The organism is Sphingomonas oleivorans (genome assembly GCF_003050615.1).
Classification (GTDB): domain Bacteria; phylum Pseudomonadota; class Alphaproteobacteria; order Sphingomonadales; family Sphingomonadaceae; genus Sphingomonas_H; species Sphingomonas_H oleivorans.
Genome location: NZ_NWBU01000010.1, coordinates 88590 through 108336 on the forward strand (window position 1 = coordinate 88590; position 19747 = coordinate 108336).

At 66.5% G+C, this 19747-nt stretch carries 17 protein-coding genes; 8 read left to right on the top strand and 9 right to left on the bottom strand.

The annotated features are described in order from the left end of the window. The first annotated feature begins 175 nt into the window (after positions 1-175). Together CLG96_RS11815 and CLG96_RS11820 are read left to right on the top strand one after the other, a co-directional pair. A complete protein-coding gene (locus CLG96_RS11815) occupies positions 176-1717 on the top strand; it encodes a hypothetical protein (protein WP_107968194.1) in 1542 nt (513 codons plus the stop codon). Positions 1718-1790: 73 nt separating this feature from the next. Continuing rightward, a complete protein-coding gene (locus CLG96_RS11820) occupies positions 1791-4505 on the top strand; it encodes a TonB-dependent receptor domain-containing protein (RefSeq protein ID WP_107968195.1) in 2715 nt (904 codons plus the stop codon). Between the two features lie 53 nt (positions 4506-4558). Here CLG96_RS11820 and CLG96_RS11825 read toward each other — a convergent pair whose 3' ends face one another. From CLG96_RS11825 to CLG96_RS11835, 4 genes are all read right to left on the bottom strand, one after another. Next, on the bottom strand, positions 4559-5185 hold the full coding sequence (locus CLG96_RS11825) for a prolyl hydroxylase family protein (protein WP_107968196.1): 627 nt from the start codon (positions 5183-5185) through the stop codon (positions 4559-4561). A gap of 200 nt (positions 5186-5385) precedes the next feature. After that, on the bottom strand, positions 5386-6543 hold the full coding sequence (locus CLG96_RS11830) for a glycoside hydrolase family 68 protein (protein WP_207796678.1): 1158 nt from the start codon (positions 6541-6543) through the stop codon (positions 5386-5388). Next, positions 6540-7007 carry a glycoside hydrolase family 68 protein gene (locus tag CLG96_RS18995; protein WP_207796679.1) on the bottom strand — a complete coding sequence of 156 codons (468 nt, stop codon included), beginning with the start codon at positions 7005-7007 and terminating at the stop codon, positions 6540-6542. The genes CLG96_RS11830 and CLG96_RS18995 overlap by 4 nt, the downstream gene beginning before the upstream one ends. A 442-nt stretch (positions 7008-7449) precedes the next feature. Then, a complete protein-coding gene (locus tag CLG96_RS11835) occupies positions 7450-9081 on the bottom strand; it encodes a glycoside hydrolase family 32 protein (protein WP_107968197.1) in 1632 nt (543 codons plus the stop codon). A 564-nt stretch (positions 9082-9645) separates the two neighbouring features. Between CLG96_RS11835 and CLG96_RS11840 the strand changes: the two genes are divergently transcribed. Next, positions 9646-10350: a response regulator transcription factor gene (locus CLG96_RS11840; RefSeq protein WP_165799635.1), complete on the top strand. Its 705-nt coding sequence runs from the start codon at positions 9646-9648 to the stop codon at positions 10348-10350. After that, positions 10343-11116, top strand: a complete 774-nt coding sequence (locus CLG96_RS11845; RefSeq protein ID WP_107968199.1) for a prepilin peptidase — start codon at positions 10343-10345, stop codon at positions 11114-11116. Before CLG96_RS11840 ends, CLG96_RS11845 begins: the two co-directional genes overlap by 8 nt. A 118-nt stretch (positions 11117-11234) precedes the next feature. Here CLG96_RS11845 and gspD read toward each other — a convergent pair whose 3' ends face one another. Genes gspD through gspG form a run of 5 tightly spaced genes read right to left on the bottom strand, consistent with a single transcriptional unit; the run spans position 11235 to position 15305 of the window. Next, the gene (gene gspD / locus CLG96_RS11850) at positions 11235-13268 is read right to left on the bottom strand and encodes a type II secretion system secretin GspD (RefSeq protein ID WP_243395756.1); all 2034 of its coding nucleotides are present in this window, start codon (positions 13266-13268) and stop codon (positions 11235-11237) included. 9 nt (positions 13269-13277) lie between these two features. After that, a complete protein-coding gene (locus CLG96_RS11855; RefSeq protein ID WP_107968201.1) occupies positions 13278-14036 on the bottom strand; it encodes a type II secretion system protein N in 759 nt (252 codons plus the stop codon). Then, entirely contained in the window at positions 14033-14404 is a 372-nt protein-coding gene (gene gspI, locus CLG96_RS11860) for a type II secretion system minor pseudopilin GspI (RefSeq protein ID WP_107968202.1), read from the bottom strand. Before gspI ends, CLG96_RS11855 begins: the two co-directional genes overlap by 4 nt. Beyond that, entirely contained in the window at positions 14401-14862 is a 462-nt protein-coding gene (locus tag CLG96_RS11865; protein ID WP_107968203.1) for a prepilin-type N-terminal cleavage/methylation domain-containing protein, read from the bottom strand. Before CLG96_RS11865 ends, gspI begins: the two co-directional genes overlap by 4 nt. After that, positions 14862-15305, bottom strand: coding sequence for a type II secretion system major pseudopilin GspG (gspG, locus tag CLG96_RS11870; RefSeq protein ID WP_279330659.1), 444 nt, complete (start codon positions 15303-15305; stop codon positions 14862-14864). Before gspG ends, CLG96_RS11865 begins: the two co-directional genes overlap by 1 nt. An 87-nt stretch (positions 15306-15392) precedes the next feature. Between gspG and gspL the strand changes: the two genes are divergently transcribed. Genes gspL through CLG96_RS11890 form a run of 4 tightly spaced genes read left to right on the top strand, consistent with a single transcriptional unit; the run spans position 15393 to position 19745 of the window. Continuing rightward, the gene (gspL, locus tag CLG96_RS11875) at positions 15393-16508 is read left to right on the top strand and encodes a type II secretion system protein GspL (RefSeq protein WP_165799636.1); all 1116 of its coding nucleotides are present in this window, start codon (positions 15393-15395) and stop codon (positions 16506-16508) included. Further along, on the top strand, positions 16505-17008 hold the full coding sequence (locus tag CLG96_RS11880; RefSeq protein WP_107968206.1) for a type II secretion system protein M: 504 nt from the start codon (positions 16505-16507) through the stop codon (positions 17006-17008). The genes gspL and CLG96_RS11880 overlap by 4 nt, the downstream gene beginning before the upstream one ends. Continuing rightward, on the top strand, positions 17008-18516 hold the full coding sequence (gspE, locus tag CLG96_RS11885) for a type II secretion system ATPase GspE (protein ID WP_423828205.1): 1509 nt from the start codon (positions 17008-17010) through the stop codon (positions 18514-18516). The genes CLG96_RS11880 and gspE overlap by 1 nt, the downstream gene beginning before the upstream one ends. Then, entirely contained in the window at positions 18516-19745 is a 1230-nt protein-coding gene (locus CLG96_RS11890; RefSeq protein WP_107968207.1) for a type II secretion system F family protein, read from the top strand. Before gspE ends, CLG96_RS11890 begins: the two co-directional genes overlap by 1 nt. The last annotated feature ends 2 nt before the right edge of the window (positions 19746-19747 follow it).

The following is a 19747-nucleotide window of genomic DNA, read 5'->3' on the forward strand; positions in this document are numbered from 1 at the left end:
ACGGTAATATTACGGGTCGCGGTATTTTGCCCGAGAAACGGCAGTTCGGGAATCTTTACTGAATGTAACATTTCTATCATCAACCAGATCTACTTGCGGCCCCGTGACAGAGGGCATCGGGATATGTCCGGTTCGCACCGGCACCTGGTGTCACGAAAAAAAAGGGGCAGATTTCATGAAGCAGTTCCGCACGATCCTGATGCTGGGCAGCGCGCTCGCGCTCACCGCCTGCGGCGCCGACGACGTGGCTTCGCCGGGTGAAGGCGTGATCGTTACGCCGACCCCGACGCCGACCCCCACGCCGACCCCCACGCCGACGCCGACCCCCACGCCGACCCCGACGGGTCCGGCGGCCGACTGCCCGGCCGGCTTCACCAATGCGGGCGTGGTCGCCAATCGTCGCAACTGCCAGCTTCCCAACCGTATCAACGGCAATCTCGTGCTGCGCAACCTGCGCGGCGTGGTCTATTCGCTGTCCGGCCGCACTGATGTCGGCGTCGATGTGGGCGGCGACGGCGCGGCTGCCGGCGGCACCAAGGGCGTGCTGACGATCGAGCCCGGCACCGTGGTCTTCGCTTCCTCGGGCCTCGACTTCCTGGTCGTGAACCGCGGCTCGCAGATCTTCGCCGAAGGCACCCCGACCAAGCCGATCGTCTTTACCAGCCGCGCCAATATGGAAGGCACCACGACCGACACGAGCCAGGGCCAGTGGGGCGGCATCGTGCTGCTCGGCCGCGCGCCGATCAGCGACTGCCTTGCCGGCGCGACGGGCGGCGCCGCCAATTGCCAGCAGCAGATCGAAGGCACGACCAACGCGCTCTATGGCGGCAATGTGGCCGCCGACAATAGCGGCATCATGCGCTATGTGCAGATCCGCTATTCGGGCTTCGAGATCGCGCCGGGCAACGAGCTTCAGGCGCTCACCACCGGCGGCGTGGGCTCGGGCACGACGATCGAATATATTCAGACGCACAACAGCTCGGATGACGGCGTCGAATTTTTCGGTGGCCGCCAGAATGTGAAATATCTGGTCGTCACCGGCTCCGATGACGACAGCCTCGACACCGACCTCGGCTATAAGGGCAACATCCAGTTCGTGATCGCGGCGCAGCGCGGCGGCGCTTCGGGCGATGCGATGATCGAGGCGGACTCGAACGGCAACGAGGATGCGACGCCGCGCCAGAACGTCCGCCTCGCCAACTTCACCTTCATCCACCGCAGCACGGGCTCGGCGGCCATCAACGCCATGCTGCTGCGCGGCGGCACCGACTATAATATGTATAACGGCGTCGTCACCACGACCCGCGCCTGCCTCGACATCGATGGTGCGGCGACTGTGCAGGCTGCCGACGCGACGAAGGACGAGGCCGGCCCGCCGGTGTTCCAGTCGGTCTTCATGACCTGCGGCACGCCCTATCAGGATGACGGCAACATCACCGTCGACCAGATCCGCACCATCTTCACGGGTGGCACGAACAACAATCCGGCGGGCACCTCGTCGCTGGCCAGCCTGTACGTCAACGGCGCGAACGAGGCCGCGGTGCCGGCGTTCGACGTCTCGACGATCAACTCCTTCTTCACCAGGACCAGCTATATCGGCGCGGTCCGGGATGCGAACGACACCTGGTATGCGGGCTGGACCTGCAACTCCAGCTACGCATCCTTCGGCGCGACGAGCGCTGCGTGCGCGGCCGCTCCGGCCGACACCGGCAACTGATCCTGATCGAGGAATCGAGGGGGGTGGCGGCCTGCGGCCGCCGCCCCTCTTTGGTGTTTTTACGGGGATATCCATGACAAAGCCGTTCTCGCTCGGGGCCATGCTCCTGCTTTCCACCGCGCTGATCGCGCCTGCCGCGATCGCGCAGACCGCGCCGCCGGAAGGCGCGCCGCCTGCGACGGCAACGCCCGACAGCGCTCCGCCGGAGGAGCAGGTCGATATTTCCGCGCCCGGCGGCGGTGCCCAGGAAGGCGACATCGTCGTCACCGGGCGCTACATTCCCGATGCCGTCCGCGCGACCCCCGAGGTGGTGTCCGTCCTGTCCAGCGCGGACATCGCGCGCACCGGCGAAGGCGATATTGCGGGCGCGCTGCAGCGCGTGACCGGCCTCAGCGTGGTGGGCAACGGCTTCGTCTATGTGCGCGGTCTTGGCGATCGCTATTCGCTGGCGCTGCTCAACGGCTCGCCTTTGCCTTCGCCCGAGCCGCTGCGCCGCGTCGTGCCGCTCGACATCTTCCCGACCAGCGTGCTCGCCAGCGCGCTCGTCCAGAAAAGCTATTCCGCCAACTATCCCGGTGAGTTCGGCGGCGGCGTGATCAACCTCACGACCAAGGCCATCCCGACCGAATCCTTCCTCGACATCGATCTCGGGGTGAGCGGCAACAGCGAGAGCAGCCTCAATCGCGGCTATACCTATGATGGCGGCGATCTCGATTTCCTGGGCTTCGATGACGGTATCCGCGACACGCCGAACGCGCTGAAGGCGCGGCCGGGCCGGAGCACCTTCATCAACGCCAATGGCGGCGGCATCTCGCGCAGCGAGGTGCAGGCGATCACCGCCAGCCTCACCAATGCCGAAACTTCGCTGCTCCAGCTCAACAATGATCTTCCGCTCAACTTCTCGGCCAATCTGAGCGGCGGCGTCTCGCTGCCGCTGCCCGATGGCCGGATCGGCATCATCGCGGCCGCGGGGCTCGACAATAGCTGGCGCGTGCGCGACGCCGTGCAGCAGACCTCGAATGACCCCAATCTGGAGGGGATCCCGCAGCGCAGCTTCCGCGCGGTCGTGACCGACAATCGCGCGATCGTGAACGGCCTGCTGGGCGTGGGCGCCGAATTTGGCGATCACAAGATCCGCTGGACCAACCTCTATATCCGCGACACGCTGAAGCAGGCGCGTCTCTCCGCGGGCTATGACCGCTCCGTCCAGGATCAGAACCCGAACCTGCCGGACTCGATCATCAGTCAGAACAGCAACTGGTTCGAGCGGCAGTTGATCGACACGCAGCTCGTCGGCGAGTTCAAGTTCGACGCGCTGAGCGTGGACCTGCGCGGCAGCTACGCCAATTCGCAGCGCGAATCCCCTTATGAGCGCAGCTTCAGCTATGTCTATGACCCGGCGGTCGGCGACTATGTGAACAATCTGCGCAGCGGCGGCCAGAATGCGCGCATCTCGTTCAGCGACCTGAACGAAGATGTCTATGGCGCGGGAATCGACCTTTCCTACCGTCTGCCGACTGCAATGCCCGTCACGCTTTCGGCCGGCTACGCCTATAACAAGACCGAGCGCAGCTCGAGCCGGCGCGATTTCCAGTTCCAGCCGCAGGACCAGCTTCCCGATGCGGTGGCGCAGGAGCGGCCGGACTATCTGCTGTCCGATTACAATGTCTACACCTACAATATCCTGCTGACCGAGACGTCGGGCCAGACCGGCGCCGCAGCCTTCGACGCGCGGCTGCGCGTTCATGCGGGCTATGGCCAAATGGAGGCGGAGCTGGTGCCGTCGGTGCGCCTGACCGCGGGCGTGCGCTATGAGGACGGCGTCCAGACCGTGCTGCCGATCGACCTGTTCGGCACGGGCGCGAACCCCGTTCCGCCGACGACGATCAAGAATGACTATTGGCTGCCGGCCGCTACGGTGACGTGGAATTTCGCGCCGGACATGCAGCTTCGCCTCGCCGGATCGAAGACGATCGCCCGTCCGCAGTTCCGCGAGCTCGCGCTGCAGCTCTATCAGGATCATGAGGCGGATCGCCAGTTCTTCGGCAACCCCTTCCTGCAGGACAGCAAGCTGACCAATGCCGAGGCGCGCTACGAATATTTCTTCGGGCGGGATCAGCGCCTCACGCTCGCCGGCTTCTACAAGAAGATCGACAAGCCGATCGAGGCGTTCGGCTTCCTGGCGGGCGGCGCCACGCTCCAGACCAGCTTCGCCAACGCGCCTTCGGCCGATCTTTACGGCGCCGAGGTCGAGGTCCAGAAATATATCCCGCTGGACGGGCTTTCGGGCTCCTTCTTCGAGACGCGCCGTCTCGTGCTGATCGGCAATTATACCTATAGCAAGTCCGAGCTGAAGGTCGGCGCGAACGACACCGTGACCGATCCGTTCGGCGCGGTGACGGCGGCCAACCTGTTCTTCAACGACGGCGATCCGCTGACCGGCCAGTCGGACCATCTGGTGAATGTTCAGATCGGCCTGGAGGATAAGGAGAAGCTGTCGCAGCAGACGCTGATGCTGACCTATGCCAGCGATCGCGTCACCAATCGCGGCCCGCGCCAGGGCGATGCGCAGCAGCCCGATATCGTCGAGCGGCCCGGCATCCGGCTCGACTTCGTCGCGCGGCAGGGGGTGACGATCCTCGGCAGCGAGCTGGAGTTCAAGGCGGAGGTGCGCAACATCACCGGCCAGCGCTATCGCGAGTTCCAGCAGGCCGGCGCGCGGCGGATCGATATCAACCGCTATGATATCGGCACCAGCGTCTCCTTCGGCCTGGGCATCAAGCTCTAAGGTTCGAGATTAAAGATGGGCGGCGCGGCTCCTTCACGGGGGCCGCGCCGTCGTCATTTCGGCCGCGGGCGTTCGCGATACCATTTGGTGACGATATATTTGACGCCGCGGCGCACCTTCATTCCCTGATGCAAAGTCGCCGGATTGGGCCGCCCATCGGGGAGCAGATTGTTCCAGCATAGGAGCTTGCCCGTTTCCGGCTGGACGATCTTGTCCGGCACCTTGAAGCGGGTGGCGCCGCCCGCATCGGGTTGGTTCAGATAGATCATCACCGTCCAGGTGCGCTGCCCAGTCTCCGCGCAGAAACGCGCATAATCGAGGCCGGTCGGCTCGAAATAGTCGGTATGGAGCTTGAATTCCTGGCCGACCGCATAGCGCTGGCCCTGCATCGGCTCGCCATGCAGAGGATCGAGCCCGGCGAATGCGGCGATGCGCGCATCGATCGTGGCGATGAGCGGCGCGGCCGGATCGAGATCGCAGGTCTCGCTGGTACGGAACAGCGCATCACCCTGATCGTCCGCGATCAGCGAAGGCCGCCGCCCCGCGTCGATCGCATCGATCAGCCCGGCACATTCGTCGGGCGTCAGGAAATCGCGCCGGATGAACAGTTCGAGCTTGGAAGAGGGCAGGCGCTGTGCCCCCGCGAAGGCGGCCGATCGCTCCATCGCGGTGCCGTTCATCGAATGCCCTCCCGGATGACAGGGGGGCGATGCATCGGCGCGAAGTCTTTCACAAGAAGCAATTTATCGCATGTCGTTCCGCGCCAGTCGCAAGGCATGACAGGTGCGGCCATGAGGCCGCACCCGGATCGAGACGGGTGGCGTAGGGCTATGCCGCTCACCCTGTAAAAATCAGGCCAGCTTATGGTGCCCTGCCTCCTTCATTGCCCACGCTCTGGCCGAGGACCGGCTGGGCCGCGAGCCGGCTGGGTGGCTGGGATATCGCCGTAGCCGCCCAGGCCGTTATTGCCATAGGTCCGGTCAATCGCAGTCTCCGTGAGGCCGATATTGATCTTCACGGTCGGCGCCTCCGATCCGCCGCGCCGCGGGCCGATCGCGTCGATGAAGGAGGTGACCAGGCCGCCCGGCATCACATAATGCGAATAGGACTGGAATGTCCGCGGATTCTGGTTCGGGTGCAGCGCAGCCGGAGTGCCGACCGGCTGGGTGAGGTCGGTCGGGTTGCCGAGCACCAGGCCGCTTCCATGGTTCATCGGCAGGAAGTCGCTGCGAATGCCGTTGCCGACGAAGCCCAGCACCCCGTCCGGCCCGTCGACGCCGGTCGCATAGGTATGACGATGGGTGATCGTGAACAGATAGTACTTGCCGTTGGCCAGATAGATTTGTGGCCGCTCGGTCTGATCGTTCACGCAGTTCGCGGACAGGATCGGCGGGAGGAACTTCCATTCGGTGAGCTGACGGTTCGTCGCGATCGCGAGGCCGACATTCGCCTTATGCACTACCGCGCTTGAAGCATTCACCGCCTCCACAGACTCCGCGGACGGGTCGCCGGGGGCATAGCCGAGATCTTCGGCCGTACATGTGGGCGCCCCGCGCGGGCCGGCGGTATTGCCCTCGAACACCATATAGGTCTCGTTCGGACGCGCCGGATCGACGAACACATAGGGATCGCGGAAATTGTAGAAAAAATTTTGCTGGCCAGTCTGATACCAGACGCCGTCGGGCTCCAGAAGGGGCAGATGCTTGTCGAAGCCGGTGAACCACACCCGGTTGGCGTCCGCGTGGATATGGCCGTCCGCGCGTGCGATGATCGCAACCGCTGGTGTAATATCCGGGCTGGTCGGGGTCTCTCTGTTGAACGCCAGCGCTGAGTAATAGACGCTGACATTATTGCCCCTGGTCAGCCGGGTCGAGCCGGACCATTCGGGATTTTGCCTGACCGGCACGTCGGGGCGGAAGATCCTGGCGCTCGCGCCGTCCGGGAACAGATGGCCGCCATAGATCCATCCGCCGTTGGCGGGCCGCTGCGACGCAGGAATGCCGGCCTTGCGGTAGAAGAAGCCGAGGCGGGCATTCAAGTGCCGCTCATCGAACGTATAGCCGGCGTGGNGGCATTCAAGTGCCGCTCATCGAACGTATAGCCGGCGTGGCGGTCGGCGGTGAGCGCGAAAATCACCTCCCAGCCCTGGAAGCTGAGCTGCTCCGCCTGCATGTCGGCGAGCGGCCAGCTATCCCAGACCCAGACATCGGGATTGGTCTCAGGGAAGTCCGCAGGGATGTTCGGCATGGTGAGTTCCGGCGGCAGCGAATTCCCTCCCACCGGGGTCGGCCGGGATATGGCCTCGATCTGGCGGGCATCGGCCCGCGTCCATCGGGCGGTGAAGTTGGCGGCCGGATCGAAGGCCTGCTGGGAATGCGGCGTCGGTGCCGGGACTTGCGCCTGGGCGGGTGTCGCGACGATGGCGAGAAGTGCGATGGAAGCCGCGCTGGTCAGCAGATGGGAATGCGCGGCTCGGGTTGGTGGAGAGCGGCGATATAACATCCTTTGTCTCCTGGATAAGGTTTTTGTCTCCCAGATAAGATCTTGCCTTTCAGACAAGATCTGGCGTCCTTATAGCGTCATTTACCCCCTATAAAATGAGGTGTGGTGATCCGTAAGTTTACGCGAAGCACGTACAGTGAATAATGCAAGTAAATGATGCAAACTCGCATGTGTTAATCGATTAATTGTGGCGGGATAGACTTTGGGCGATTTGCCGGATTGCCGGCATCGGTCGAATTGCGCGCATAGTTTGAAATCGCGCCCATTTATCGAGTCGCGGCTGTCATCCCGTACAGCTTGACGTTCGCGATATACTGAGCGCTCGCAACGCTGCCTGCCTGATCGGAGGGCATTGAGCGTAGAGAGAACCGGGCACGGTCTTGCCGTAGATCCCGCATGCGATGCGTTGGGTGGAGTCCCGCTTTCGTGCCAGCGTTTGGCGCTACTGTTTCGAACCGTGCGGATCAGCGAGGCGGGTGATCGTCATATCGATGAACGTCGCCTCGCCATTGTCGGCGAAGACCGAAACGCGATCGTCGTCGGGTGTCGGAAAGATAAGATCCGTGATGGCGGTGCCGCTGCCCGTAAATACTTCCACCGAATTCCGGTCGACCACCACGGTAAGGTGCAGCTTCCCATTCTCCAGCGGTATATTGACGATGTGCTGCTTGCTGAACTTGTTCGAGAACTCGGTGTGGCCGGACCTCGAACGATCGAGCGTCAAGGTCCGGTTCGCGGTGTCGTAGAAGATCCGCGTGCCCGTCTCGCCATCGGCCGAGCCGCGCACGATGAGACCGGCACGCTGGGCCGAATGCGGGCTGATCGTCACGTCGATGTTCTGCACGATGCCGCGCGTGGCCGGAGCGAGTTCGCGGGTTGCCGACGATACTGTCAGAGCGTTCACATGCGTCGCCGCATGGCCGCGCACGAAGGACCTATATTGCGCGACCGGCGCGGATGTGAGCCGCGGCATTCCGTCAATGGTCTTCAGCGCGAGCAGGCGGGGCAGCGCCATGGCGCCCCGCCATGGCGAGGTCGGGATTTGCGCCGCATAGTCCCAGTTGCTCATCCAGCCGATCGTGATCGCCTGGCCGTCCGGCGCATTGGCGAACGTGCTGGCCGCATAATAGTCGGCGCCATGGTCGAGCCACTGGTACGCGGCAGGATCCGAGCCGGCCGGCGCCACATGGTCCGGCGTGAACGTGCGGCCGTCGAAGTGGCCGACGAAATACATCACGCCGGAGCCGCCCGCGATCGACCATGGATTGACACTGACGATCATCACCCACTTCTGCTTGCGGCTATCGCCGTCGAGTGGCAGCGGAAACAGATCCGGCATTTCCCAGAGCGCGCCTTGATGGGGGATGCCGGGCAGCGTGAAATCGCTGAGGAATTCCCAGTCGATCAGGTTGTGCGAGCGGTACATCTTCACGACGTGCGCGTCGGCGACGACGGTGGTCATCAGCCAGTGGCCGCCCGGTGCGTACCAGGATACTTTTGGGTCGCGAAAATGTTTCGATTCCGGGTTGAGGGTGAGCACCGGATTGCGCGCATATTGCCGCCATGTCCGGCCATCATCGGTGCTGTAGGCAAGCGACTGCGCCTGGGTGCCGGGCTCATGGCCGGAGCCGGCCTTGTACGCGCTCGTGTAAAGCGCGACGAGCGGCGCCGAACGCGCGTCGCCCAGTCCGGATGTGTTGTGCGCATCGACGACGATCGAGCCGGAAAATATCTCCTCGGCCGGGTTCACGCGCATCGCGACCGGCTGTTCCATCCAGTGGATCAGATCGCGGCTGGTGGCGTGTCCCCACGACATATCGCCCCACATATTGGCATTCGGGTTGAACTGGTAGAACAGATGGTACAGGCCTTGATGGTAGACCAGTCCGTTGGGGTCGTTCATCCAGTTGCGTTGCGGCGTGTAGTGAATCGCTGATCGCCACTGCGGTGTGCCTGGACCGCCTTCGCGCGGCGCTTCGGATGTCGGAGCACAAGCCGTTGTCAAAACGGCCAGCATTGCAATCATGCAAGCGGAAAAAATTCTGAAGATGCGCATTATTTCGTTGTAACGCATGGGATAAGTTTTCGTTCAATATAGAGGTAGAAGTCGCGCTGGCGATCGCGTCGCAAGCGGTCATGCTGCATTATGGCTATTAGGCCACGTCGATTGTCCGCTGTTGCACAGGGTGCGATAGTGCAATGCGTCGTAAATCGATTTGGTAGATATTTGCTGGATATCCGCTTCATGCAGAAGTCCAGAGCGATCCGACTTCGGCGCGATGCTCAGGCAAGCTGGCTGCGTCCATATATGAGTTATTACGAAGCCGTCACAGCAACATGGCCGTTGCCCTCTGCGCTCGTGGCAACGCGCGGCGACGGCAGCGGGGCTCCCGCAAATGCGGCCGATCTCTCCATCGCCACGAAGTCTTTCACAAGACGCAATTTATCGCATGTCGTTCCGCGCCAGTCGCAGAATTGTAATCTACCCAATTTAACAATGACGAAGCCGCTAAGGGGGGATTGCAGTTCTATTTCGTTTCCGTGAAGGTCATGCCTGCGGACGAAGACTGATGCCTGCCGCCAGCGGCGATCCCGATGGCAAGAACAGGTCTCGTCTCCGGATATGCGCAATAAGATCTTGCTTGTAGAGCGTGACGCATCGATCCTCTCCTATCTCGCGCCCGATCTGGCGCGCGAGGGATTTGCGGTCGACATGGTGGATGACGGCCATGCCGCCTATGAGGCGGTCGCGACCGGCCGGCCGGCGGCCGTGGTGGTGGGTCGTATGTCCTCCTCGCTCGGGCGGCTCGATTTCTGCCGCGCGCTACGCATGCTGGTGCCGGGGCCGGAAATGGCGATCATCGTCGTCCTCGCGCGCGAGCTGGAGCTGCTGCGCATCGCCTGTATCGAGGAGGGGGCGGACGATTGCATCGTCGAGCCTTTTACCGCGCACGCGCTCGCGCTACGCATCCGCACATTGCTGCGCCGCTACCATATGCCGAAGGAAGATGCCCGCTTGCGCTATGCCGGCCTGGAAATGGATGTGGACCAGATCAAGCTGTTCCACCAGGGCCGGATGGTCCCGCTCAGGCCGATGGTGTTCCAGCTGCTGCGCGTCTTCCTCGAACGGCCCGAGACGATCCTGTCGCGCGCCGACATCAGGGCGCATGCCGGCTGGCCGGCGGGCGAGGGATCGGACAGGTCGATCGACTCGCATGTCCGCACGCTGCGCGCGGCACTGGCCGCGGCGGGCGCACGCGACCTGATCCGCACCGTCAGATCCTGGGGCTATGCGCTGTCGGTCGAGGAGATCGCGCCACCGGCCGCGGCGGTGGATGGCTGATCCGCTGATCCTCGCCGCGCCCTGGCTGCGGGGCCTGATCGGGCTGCTGCTCGGCGCGATTGCGGGTTCGTTCCTGGCGACGATCGTCGTCCGCTGGCCCGCCGGCCGCTCGATCGCGCAGGGCCGCTCGCAATGCGACGGATGTGCGGCGCCGCTCAGGGCGCATGAGCTGGTGCCGCTTTTGAGCTATGTGATGCAGGCTGGGCGCTGCCGCCGCTGCGGCCGGCGGATCGACCGACGCCATCCTGCGATCGAGCTCGCATCCGGCCTGATCGGCGCGGCGGCACTGGTAGCGCTGCCGGGCTGGGCGGGGCTGGCGGGCGCGCTCTTCGGATGGGTGCTGCTCGCGCTCGCGGTGCTCGATTTCGAGCATCTGTGGCTGCCGGACAAGCTGACCTTGCCGCTGGTGGGGCTGGGGCTGGCGGCGGGGCTGGCGGGCGCGGAGCCGGCGCTGACGGAGCGCGTGATCGGTGCGGCGGGCGGCTTCCTGCTGCTGCGGTGGATCGCCGCCGGCTATCGGCTACTGCGCGGGCGGACGGGGCTGGGCGGGGGCGATCCCAAGCTGTTCGCCGCGATCGGCGCATGGCTCGGATGGCGGGCGCTGCCTTCGGTGCTGCTCGTGGCGAGCCTGATGGGAATTGCCGTCGTGCTGCTGCTCATGCTCCGCGGGCGCAAGGTGGAGGCGACATCGCGGCTGCCCTTCGGCCTGTTCCTCGCGCTCGCGGCCTGGCCGGTCTGGCTGCTGGAGCATGTCCGCCTGGATTGAACCGCCGCGCTCGGGATGCACCCTTCGACAAGCTCAGGGTGAGCGCGATTGGGGGAAAACGCTTTGGCGGCGCTGCGGGCATGGGCGGGCGCCGACTGCGCCCGCCCATGCCCCAGTCTCAATAGATGCCGGGCAGCTCCACCGTCAGGCGGGGGCCGGGGGGCTCGAGCAGCAGGGTGCTGCGCTTGCCAAGATCGGCCTCGTCGCTGCGCAGCCGGGCATATTTGCCCTGCGTCGCCGCGGCCGCGGCCGCGCGATCGCGCAGGATGGTCGGGCGCAGGAAGACGAACAGCGTGCGCTTGGTCTGGCTCTCGCGCCGGCTCTTGAAGAGCTCGCCCACCAGCGGGACATTGCCGAGCACGGGGACCTGGCTCCTGGTGGTCGCGCGATCATCGGTGATGAGGCCGCCGAGCACGATCGTCTCGCCATTGTCCGCGAGTACGGTCGTCTGGATGCTGCGGCGGTTGGTGATGAGGTCCGCCGCGCCGGCGACGGTGGTGTTGACCAGCGAGGAGACTTCCTGCGCCACCTCCAGCCGCACCACATCGCCCTGATGCACGCGCGGCACGACGCGCAGCGTGATGCCGACATCCTCGCGCTCGATCGTGGTGAAGGGATTGGTGGTATTGCCCTCGGTCGTGAAGCTGCCGGTGCGGAAGGGCACATTCTGGCCGACGACGATCTCGGCGGGCTCATTGTCGAGCGTCGTCAGGCTCGGCGTCGAAAGCAGGTTCGCCTTGGTCGACTGGCCGAGCGCCTGGACGAGGATGCTGAAATCATTCGTCACGCCGACATTGGCGGACAGCCCGTCCGGCAGCAGCGCGGCCGCAGCGGGCGCGCCGATCGCGGCGAGGATGTTGCGCAGCGGCAGGCCGAGATTGCTGAAGGAGGTAGCCGCGCCATCCGCCTGATCGAGCGCCGCGCCGCCGAGGCCGAGCTGGATGCCCAGCGCCTCCGCCTCGTCGCCGGTGATCTCGACGATTGCCGCCTCGATCATCACCTGCGGGCGGCGCACGTCGAGGTCGGCGATCAGCGGCTCGATCGCGGCGATTGCCGCCGGCGTACCGCGCACAACGATCGCGTTGAGCTCGGGCGCGGGCTGGACGGTGAGGTCGGGCGTCGAAAAGCCGTTCGCACCGCGATCGGCCGAAGCGGATGCGGCCGCGACGGCCGGGGCGGCGGCGGTCTCGGGCGCGCCCGCAGCCGCGAGCGCGCTAGCCTGCGCATTATCGGGGAGCGGGCGCTTGCCGAGCGTGGCGCGCCCGCCGGCCAGGCTGCGCGCGACCGGATTGGTGGCACCACCCGTCTCGCCCATGATCCCGCGAAGCACCTCCGTCACGGCTTCGGCATCACCATTGCTGAGGCGGAACATGCGCGTGATGGGCGTGGCGCCGCCGGGCTGGTCCAGCATGCGGGCGAGGCGGCGCGCCTCGGCGAGCATGGCGGGCTCGCCGCGGACGAGGACGATATTGCTGCGCTCGTCCGCCACGACGCGCGCGCTGCCCGGTGCATTGCCCTCGCCCATCACGCCCTGGATCGCGGTCGCGACGTCGCGCGCATTGGCATGGCGCAGGCTGATGCTGTCGAAGGCTGCCCCGCCGCCGCTGTCGAGCGACAAAGCGAGCCGCTCGATCCGCCGCACATTCTCGGCGAAATCGGTGACGACGATGGCATTGGGGCTGGGCATCGATTCGATATTGCCGAAGGAGGCGACCAGCGGGCGGAACATGCGCGCCGCCGCGTCCGCCGGCACATTGCGCAGCCGAATGAGGCGCGTGACCACGTCCTGGCCACCGAGGCGGCCGCCACCCGAGCCGGCATCGCGGATCGCCGATGCCTGGGGGATGATCCGCCAGGCGCGGCCGCTCTTGACCGCGGCGAAGCCATGGACGCGCAGCACCGACTGGAACAGATCCCATACGCCATCGACGCTGAGCGGCTCGGCGGAGGTGACGTTGACCACGCCCTTCACCCCCGGATCGAGGATCAGCGTGCGCCCGGTGATGCGCGAAATCTGTTCGGCGACGTCGGCAATCTCCACCGCGCGCATATTGACCACGACGTCGGCGACGGGCGCCTGGGCCTGGGCGGGTACGGCGAGGATGGTCGAAGCCATCAGGGCGAGGGTGCAGAAACGGGAGATGCGGCGCACTTTGGATCCTCAGCGCAGCGAAAGGGACAGGGTGATGCGTTTGCCGTCGCGCAGCAGGTCGATCCGCGCGCTGCCGGCCAGCGCGGCGGCGACGAGAAGCTCCCTGTCGCGCGCGGCATTGCTCAGCAGCGTGCCATTGACCCGCTCGATCACGTCGCCGGGTTGCAGCCCGGCCTGACGCAGGGCGGGTGGAAGATCCTCGCCGACGCGATAGCCCGGACTTTCGAGGGGCGGCCGGGAGGAAGGCGGCGGAGGCGGGCTTGCGGACGGCGGCGGCGGGGTGGGGGCGGTCGTAGCGGCAGCCGTAGCGGCGGCCGTCCTCGTTCCGCCCGAGGGCTTGGGGAGGGCGAGCAGCTCGCGCCGGCCGCCTATCGCCAATATGACATGATCGATCGCGATCGCCTCCACCGTGGCACCGCCCGGCACGGCCTGGCCGACCCTATAGGCAATCGACGTGCCGCCGCCGCTGGGCGCGATCAGCGCGGTGGAGGCGCTGCGTGGTGCGGCGAGCAATATCCCGCGCAGCGCGAGCGGCAGGCTGGTCGGCTGTGCGGCGACCGAGGGCCGGCCGAAGGGGGCGAGCGCTATGATCGGCGCCGCATCGACCGGCGGGCGGGCGGGCGCGGCGGCGAGCGGGGCGGTTGCGTCCGATGCCGGGCTGGCGCCCGTCGTCAGCCGCCAGCTGAGCCCGGCAAGCGCCACGGCGACGGAGGCGATCACCGCGCCCGTGAAGAGATTTGCGGCAAGCTCTGCCCGGCGCGGCGTCATGGCGTGGTGCTGCCGGCATCGACGAAGCCGTCGAGCGTAACGACCGGGCTGGATTCACCAGGGAGGCTGACGGCGACGCTGACAGCGCCGAGATCGGGATCATCCGTGCCGCTGCGCGTGGCTACGACCTGCCATTTGCGGCCGAGCATCTCGACCTCGCCATTCTGTGCTGCCGCGCCGGGCAGGCCGAGCTCGACCAGCCGGTTCTCCGCCACCCACAAAGCGGCGGCGCGCCGTTCCAGTCCCCGGATCGAATCGATATGCGCCTCGGCCGCGCGCACCAGACCTACGGTCGCGATCGCCAGGATCAGCAGCGCGACGAGCGCCTCGACCAGCGAAAATCCCTCTTCCTGCGGCGCCCGGCTCATGTCGCGGGCACCGGCGTGACGCTGACGTTCAGCCCGTCATAGGCGACCGTCCAGCTTTCTCTCGGGCCCTTCAGTCGGGCCGCAAAGGGCAGGCCAGCGCCATCGACGCCGATAGGAAGCGGCCCGCTCCGCTGGCCCATGTCGAGCGAGATTCCGGTGGGCAGCTGGTGCGGCGCGTAGCTTTCGCCCGAGCCGGGGCGCCAGCCGCGACCGTCCCAGGCAAGGAAGGCATAGCCCCTGGCATTCCAGGACAAAGCGATCGGCCGGTCGCTCACCATCACATCATCCGCCGCAAGCCGCAGCCGGGAGGCGAGTCGCTGCGCCTCGGCGGCGACGTTTGCTCCGCGTGACGCGGCGCCCATGCCGAGCACCGTGGCGCTCGCCATAACGCCGATGATGGCCAGAACGACCAGCATCTCGACCAGCGTCATGCCGGTTTCGCCTCCCCTGGCAGGCATCAGCGTCGTCGGTCCGTCAGATCCGCGTCGAGTCCCTCTCCGCCGGGCTTGCCGTCCTTGCCATAGGATAGAAGGTCGAATCCACCTTCCTTGCCCGGGCTGCTATAGACATAGGGCCGGCCCCAGGGATCGACCGGCACCTGCGCCAGATAACCTTCGGCCGACCAGTTGGACGGGATCGGCCCGGTGGTCGGCTTTTCTGACAAGGCGGCGAGCCCTTGCTCGGTCGTCGGATAGTCGCCATTGTCGAGGCGATACATTTTCAGCGCGGCCGAGATGGTGCGCAGATCCGTGTTGGCGACGGTGACGCGCGCCTCGTCCGGGCGGCCGATCACGTTGGGCACGATCAGGGCGGCGACGAGCGCGATGATCGCGAGCACCACGATCATTTCGACGAGCGTCAGGCCCGCCTCCCGATTCGGGTGCGAACGCCGTTCTTTCACGGAATTGTCACAAAATTGTTTCCGAAACATGATCATGACGGCTGCTATTGGGGCGCTGCGATGAAACTAATATTACAGCATTCACGATTGCATGCACGCCTTGCCGCATCGACAATCTCGAAGGTGCGCAACGCGGGCGGGCTCTGGTCGTTCCGGGGCGAGCGGATAGTGGCCATAAGCGAGGCGCCGGGCGGGCGGCCGACCGTCCTCGTCCCGTCCGAACATGTGCTGATGCTGGCCGTAGATCTGCCGATCGTATCGCGGCGCAAGCGGGTGGAGGCGCTGCCTTTCGCGATCGAGGACAGGCTGGCCGACCGGATCGAGGCGGTGCATGTCGCGATGGGCGCGGAGCTGGAGCCCCGGCGCTATCTGGTGGGGATCATCCGTCATGAGATGATGGCGGCCTGGCTGGAACGGCTGGAGGCGGCGGGCCTTGGCCATGCCGCGCTGGTGCCCGATGCGCTGCTCCTGCCACGGCCCGGCGCGGGGCAGTGGCTGGTCGACCTCGCCGAGGGGCGCGCCTGCGTCCGCACCGGCGACGGCATCGGCTTTGCCCTGCCCGAGACTCAGCTCAGGACCGCATGGATCGCCGCCGGCCGCCCAACCTGCATCGCGCATGGCGCGGCGCTGCCGCCGGAGATGATGGGCGAGGGAACGGACACCCTGCCGGAGAGGCCGGCCGAGTCGCCGCTCGATCTCCCGCTCGATCTGCGGCAGGGCGGCTATGCGCGGCGCCGTGGCGGGGCGAAGGGACCGTGGCGGCGGATCGGCACGGTCGCGGCCCTCGGCCTGGTCGCCCATGGCGCGATCGCGGCCGCCGATACGGCCGCGCTCGTTAATATCGCCCAGAAGCGCGAGGCGGAGGTTCGCGCGCTGCTGGCGACCGCGGCGCCCGGCCTTGCCCCCGACGGGGATGTGGTCGCGGCCGCGACCGACTTGCTGCCGGCCGAGGGCGGGGCGGCGCCGGGGCGCTTCCTGCCGCTGCTCGCGCGGACATCGGCGGCGCTTATACCGGTCGGCGGGGGGGTAGCGGTCCGCCGCCTTTCCTATGGCGAGAGCGAGGGTTCGCTGATGCTGGACCTGACCGAAGGCGAGGGCGCGGATCCGGATCGGGTGAAAGCGGCGCTCGCCGCAGCCGGCCTCGCCGCGACGCGCGAGGGGGACAGGATCATGGTCCGCCAGCCGGAAGGAGCAGGGCGATGAAGCCGCTCAAGCCGCCGCGCCTGCCCGCGCTCGATCCCCATTTCGCGCGACTCGCCTTGTGGTGGAGCGAACGCAGCCGCCGCGAGCAGCGATTGCTGGCGATCCTCGGTGCGGTCGCAGCACTCGTCCTCATCATGCAACTGGTCGTGCGCCCTGTGTTGGCGGCGCGCGCCACGGCGCTGGCGGATATCCGCACCTATGAGACGCTCGCCACCCGCCTGCGCGCCGCGGGTCCCAATCTGGGAAATCAGGGCAGGCGGCTGACGGGCGACGTTCCGACCGTCGTCAATGCCAGCATCGGCCAGTTCGGGCTTGCCGTGCAGAAGATGGAGCAGGAGGATGGGGCGACCCGGCTGGTGATCGCCGATGCCTCCTACGAGTCGCTGATGCGCTGGCTGGCGGAGCTCGATCGGGCGAGCAGCCTGCGCCTGATCTCGCTGCGGCTCGATCGCCGGCCCGCGCCGGGCTTCGTCACCGCCGAACTGCTGCTGAGCCAATGATGGAAGAAATGGACGTAATCGAGGACGCCACGGCCGTCGCCGCCACCCAGCCGACGCTGCCTTATGGTTTCGCCAAGCGGAACGGGCTGGTCGTGCGGGCCGTGGCCGGGGGGCATGAATGCCTGCACAGGCCATCGATGGCGCTGCCGGCGATGCTGGAGGTGCAGCGGCTGTTCGGCCCGGGCCTGATCTTTGCGGAAGTCGGCGAGGCGGCGTTCGATGCGGCGTTGCGCGCCGAATATCGCGACAGCGCGAGCGAGGCGGCGGATCTTGCGGGCGCCGCCGACAGCGATCTCGCGGCGCTGGCGGACAGCGTGGCGGAGGTGGACGACCTGCTCGACCAGCGCGACGATTCGCCCGTCATCCGCCTCATCAACGCGTTGCTGCTCGAGGCGGTGAAGGAAGGCGCGTCCGATATTCATGTCGAGATGCAGGAGAAGCGGCTGATCGTCCGCTTCCGCGTCGATGGCGTGCTGCGCGACGTGGTGGAGCCCCGGCGTGCGCTGGCGCCGCTGCTCGTCAGCCGCATCAAGGTGATGGCGCGTCTCGACATCGCCGAGAAGCGCGTGCCGCAGGATGGGCGCGTGACGCTGCGCATCGGCGGCTATGATATCGACGCGCGCGTCTCCACCATACCGACCCAATATGGCGAGCGCGTCGTGCTGCGCCTGCTCGACCGAGGCGGGACCCAGCTCGACCTTTCGAGTCTGGGCATGTCGGCGCGCGACGTGGCGCTGTTCGGCAAGCTTTTGGAACGGCCGCACGGCATCGTGCTCGTCACCGGGCCCACCGGATCGGGCAAGACGACGACGCTCTATGCTGCGCTCACCCGGCTGAACGACCGGCGGCGCAATATCATGACGGTCGAGGATCCGATCGAATATGAGCTGGAGGGGATCGGCCAGACGCAGGTCAATCCCAAGACGGATCTCACCTTCGCGCGCGGCCTGCGCGCGATCCTGCGCCAGGATCCGGACGTCATCATGGTTGGCGAGATTCGCGATCAGGAGACGGCGCAGGTAGCCGTCCGATCGAGCATGACCGGCCATTTCGTGCTTTCGACGCTGCACACCAACAGCGCGGTCGGCAGCGTCACCCGGCTGATCGACATGGGGGTGGAACGCTATCTGCTCGCGCCGATGGTGGTCGGGCTGATCGCGCAACGGCTGGTGCGCCGGCTCTGCCCCGCCTGCCGCCGGCCGGACCGGGCGAGCGAGACGGACAGCCTGCTGCTCGGCCGCGCGCTGGCAGCGGGCGATCCGGTCTGGCGGCCGGTCGGCTGCGAGGCCTGCCATGGCGAGGGCTATCGCGGGCGCGCGGGGCTTTATGAGGTGGTCGCAGCCGACGATCATTTCCGCGAACTGATTCATGACGGCGCGTCCGAAGCGGCGCTGACCCAGGCGGCGCGGGCACTGGGACCGAGCCTGCTCGATGACGGCATCGCCAAGCTGCGCGAGGGGATCAGCTCGGTCGAGGAAGTGGCGCGCGTCGTGCGGGACGATAGCTGATGCCCGCCTTTGTCTATCGCGCGGTCGATGCGGCGGGCGCCGAGCGCAAGGGCGTGATCGAGGCGGCGAGCGCGCTCGCCGCGCGGCGCTCGCTCCGCGATCGCGCGCTGCTGCCCGTCTCGGTCGAGATGGCGGCGGGCAAGGCAGTATCGACTGGCAAGACCTTCTCGCTGGCGAGGCTGCGCCGTCCCAGGGTGAGCGCCAGGGCGCTGGCGACGCTGACGCGGCAGATTTCGACGCTGGTGAGCAGCGACATCAATATCGAGGAAGCGTTGCGTCTCGTCGCGGCACAGGCGGATGCGGCGGCGGTCAATTCGCTGCTGCTCGACGTGCGGGGCGCGATTCTCGATGGGCGCAGCTTCGCGAGGGCGCTGGCCGATCATCCCTCGGTCTTTCCCGAATTCTACCGCGCCTCGGTCGCGGCGGGCGAGCATTCGGGCAGGCTGGCGGACGTGCTCGCCCATCTCGCCGATTTCGTCGAGAATCGGCATCGCAACCAGCAGAAGGTGCAGCTCGCTCTACTCTATCCGGCGCTGCTGGGCGTCGTTTCGATGGGCATGATGGTGCTGCTGCTGATCTATGTGGTGCCGGATATCGTCAAGGTGTTCGTTTCGCGCGGGGCGGACCTGCCCTTCCTCACGCGCGCGCTGATCGCGCTCAGCTCCGGCGCGCAAAGCTATGGCCTCGCCATCCTGCTCCTGCTGTTCATCGGTGGATTTTTCGGCGGACGCTGGCTCGCCGTGCCGGCCAACCGCCTCAGGATGGATGCCTTCCTATCGCGCACGCCGCCGATCGCGCGGTTCAGCCGGCAGAATAATGCGGCGCGCTTCGCGAGCAGCCTCGCGACTTTGGTGCAAAGCTCCGTGCCGCTGGTGGATGCGCTCCACGCCGCCGCCGCCGTCACCCCCAACCGCCATATTCGCGCGCGTGCGCAGACGGTGGCGATGCGCGTGCGCGAAGGGGCCAGTCTTCAGGCGGCGATGGCGGAGGCGGCGGTCTTCCCGTCGATGTTGGTCGCGATCGTGGCGAGCGGGGAGAGCAGCGGTCGGCTCGGCCCCGCGCTCGGTCGCGCCGCCGCCGAGCTCGATCGCGAGCTGGAGGCGCTGGTATCGACGCTCGTCTCGCTGGTCGAGCCGGCGGTGCTGTTGCTGATGGGGGGCATGGTGCTGCTGATGGTGCTCGCCATCCTGCTGCCGATCATCAATCTCAACAATCTGGTGGGCATGTGATG

Excerpts from the sequence above, each read along its gene's own strand:
- CLG96_RS11815 (WP_107968194.1), top strand. The coding sequence starts at position 176 with ATGAAGCAGTTCCGCACGATCCTGATGCTGGGCAGCGCGCTCGCGCTC.
- CLG96_RS11820 (WP_107968195.1), top strand. The coding sequence starts at position 1,791 with ATGACAAAGCCGTTCTCGCTCGGGGCCATGCTCCTGCTTTCCACCGCG.
- CLG96_RS11825 (WP_107968196.1), bottom strand. The coding sequence starts at position 5,185 with ATGAACGGCACCGCGATGGAGCGATCGGCCGCCTTCGCGGGGGCACAG.
- CLG96_RS11835 (WP_107968197.1), bottom strand. The coding sequence starts at position 9,081 with ATGCGTTACAACGAAATAATGCGCATCTTCAGAATTTTTTCCGCTTGC.
- CLG96_RS11845 (WP_107968199.1), top strand. The coding sequence starts at position 10,343 with ATGGCTGATCCGCTGATCCTCGCCGCGCCCTGGCTGCGGGGCCTGATC.
- CLG96_RS11855 (WP_107968201.1), bottom strand. The coding sequence starts at position 14,036 with ATGACGCCGCGCCGGGCAGAGCTTGCCGCAAATCTCTTCACGGGCGCG.
- gspI (WP_107968202.1), bottom strand. The coding sequence starts at position 14,404 with ATGAGCCGGGCGCCGCAGGAAGAGGGATTTTCGCTGGTCGAGGCGCTC.
- CLG96_RS11865 (WP_107968203.1), bottom strand. The coding sequence starts at position 14,862 with ATGCCTGCCAGGGGAGGCGAAACCGGCATGACGCTGGTCGAGATGCTG.
- CLG96_RS11880 (WP_107968206.1), top strand. The coding sequence starts at position 16,505 with ATGAAGCCGCTCAAGCCGCCGCGCCTGCCCGCGCTCGATCCCCATTTC.
- gspE (WP_423828205.1), top strand. The coding sequence starts at position 17,008 with ATGGAAGAAATGGACGTAATCGAGGACGCCACGGCCGTCGCCGCCACC.
- CLG96_RS11890 (WP_107968207.1), top strand. The coding sequence starts at position 18,516 with ATGCCCGCCTTTGTCTATCGCGCGGTCGATGCGGCGGGCGCCGAGCGC.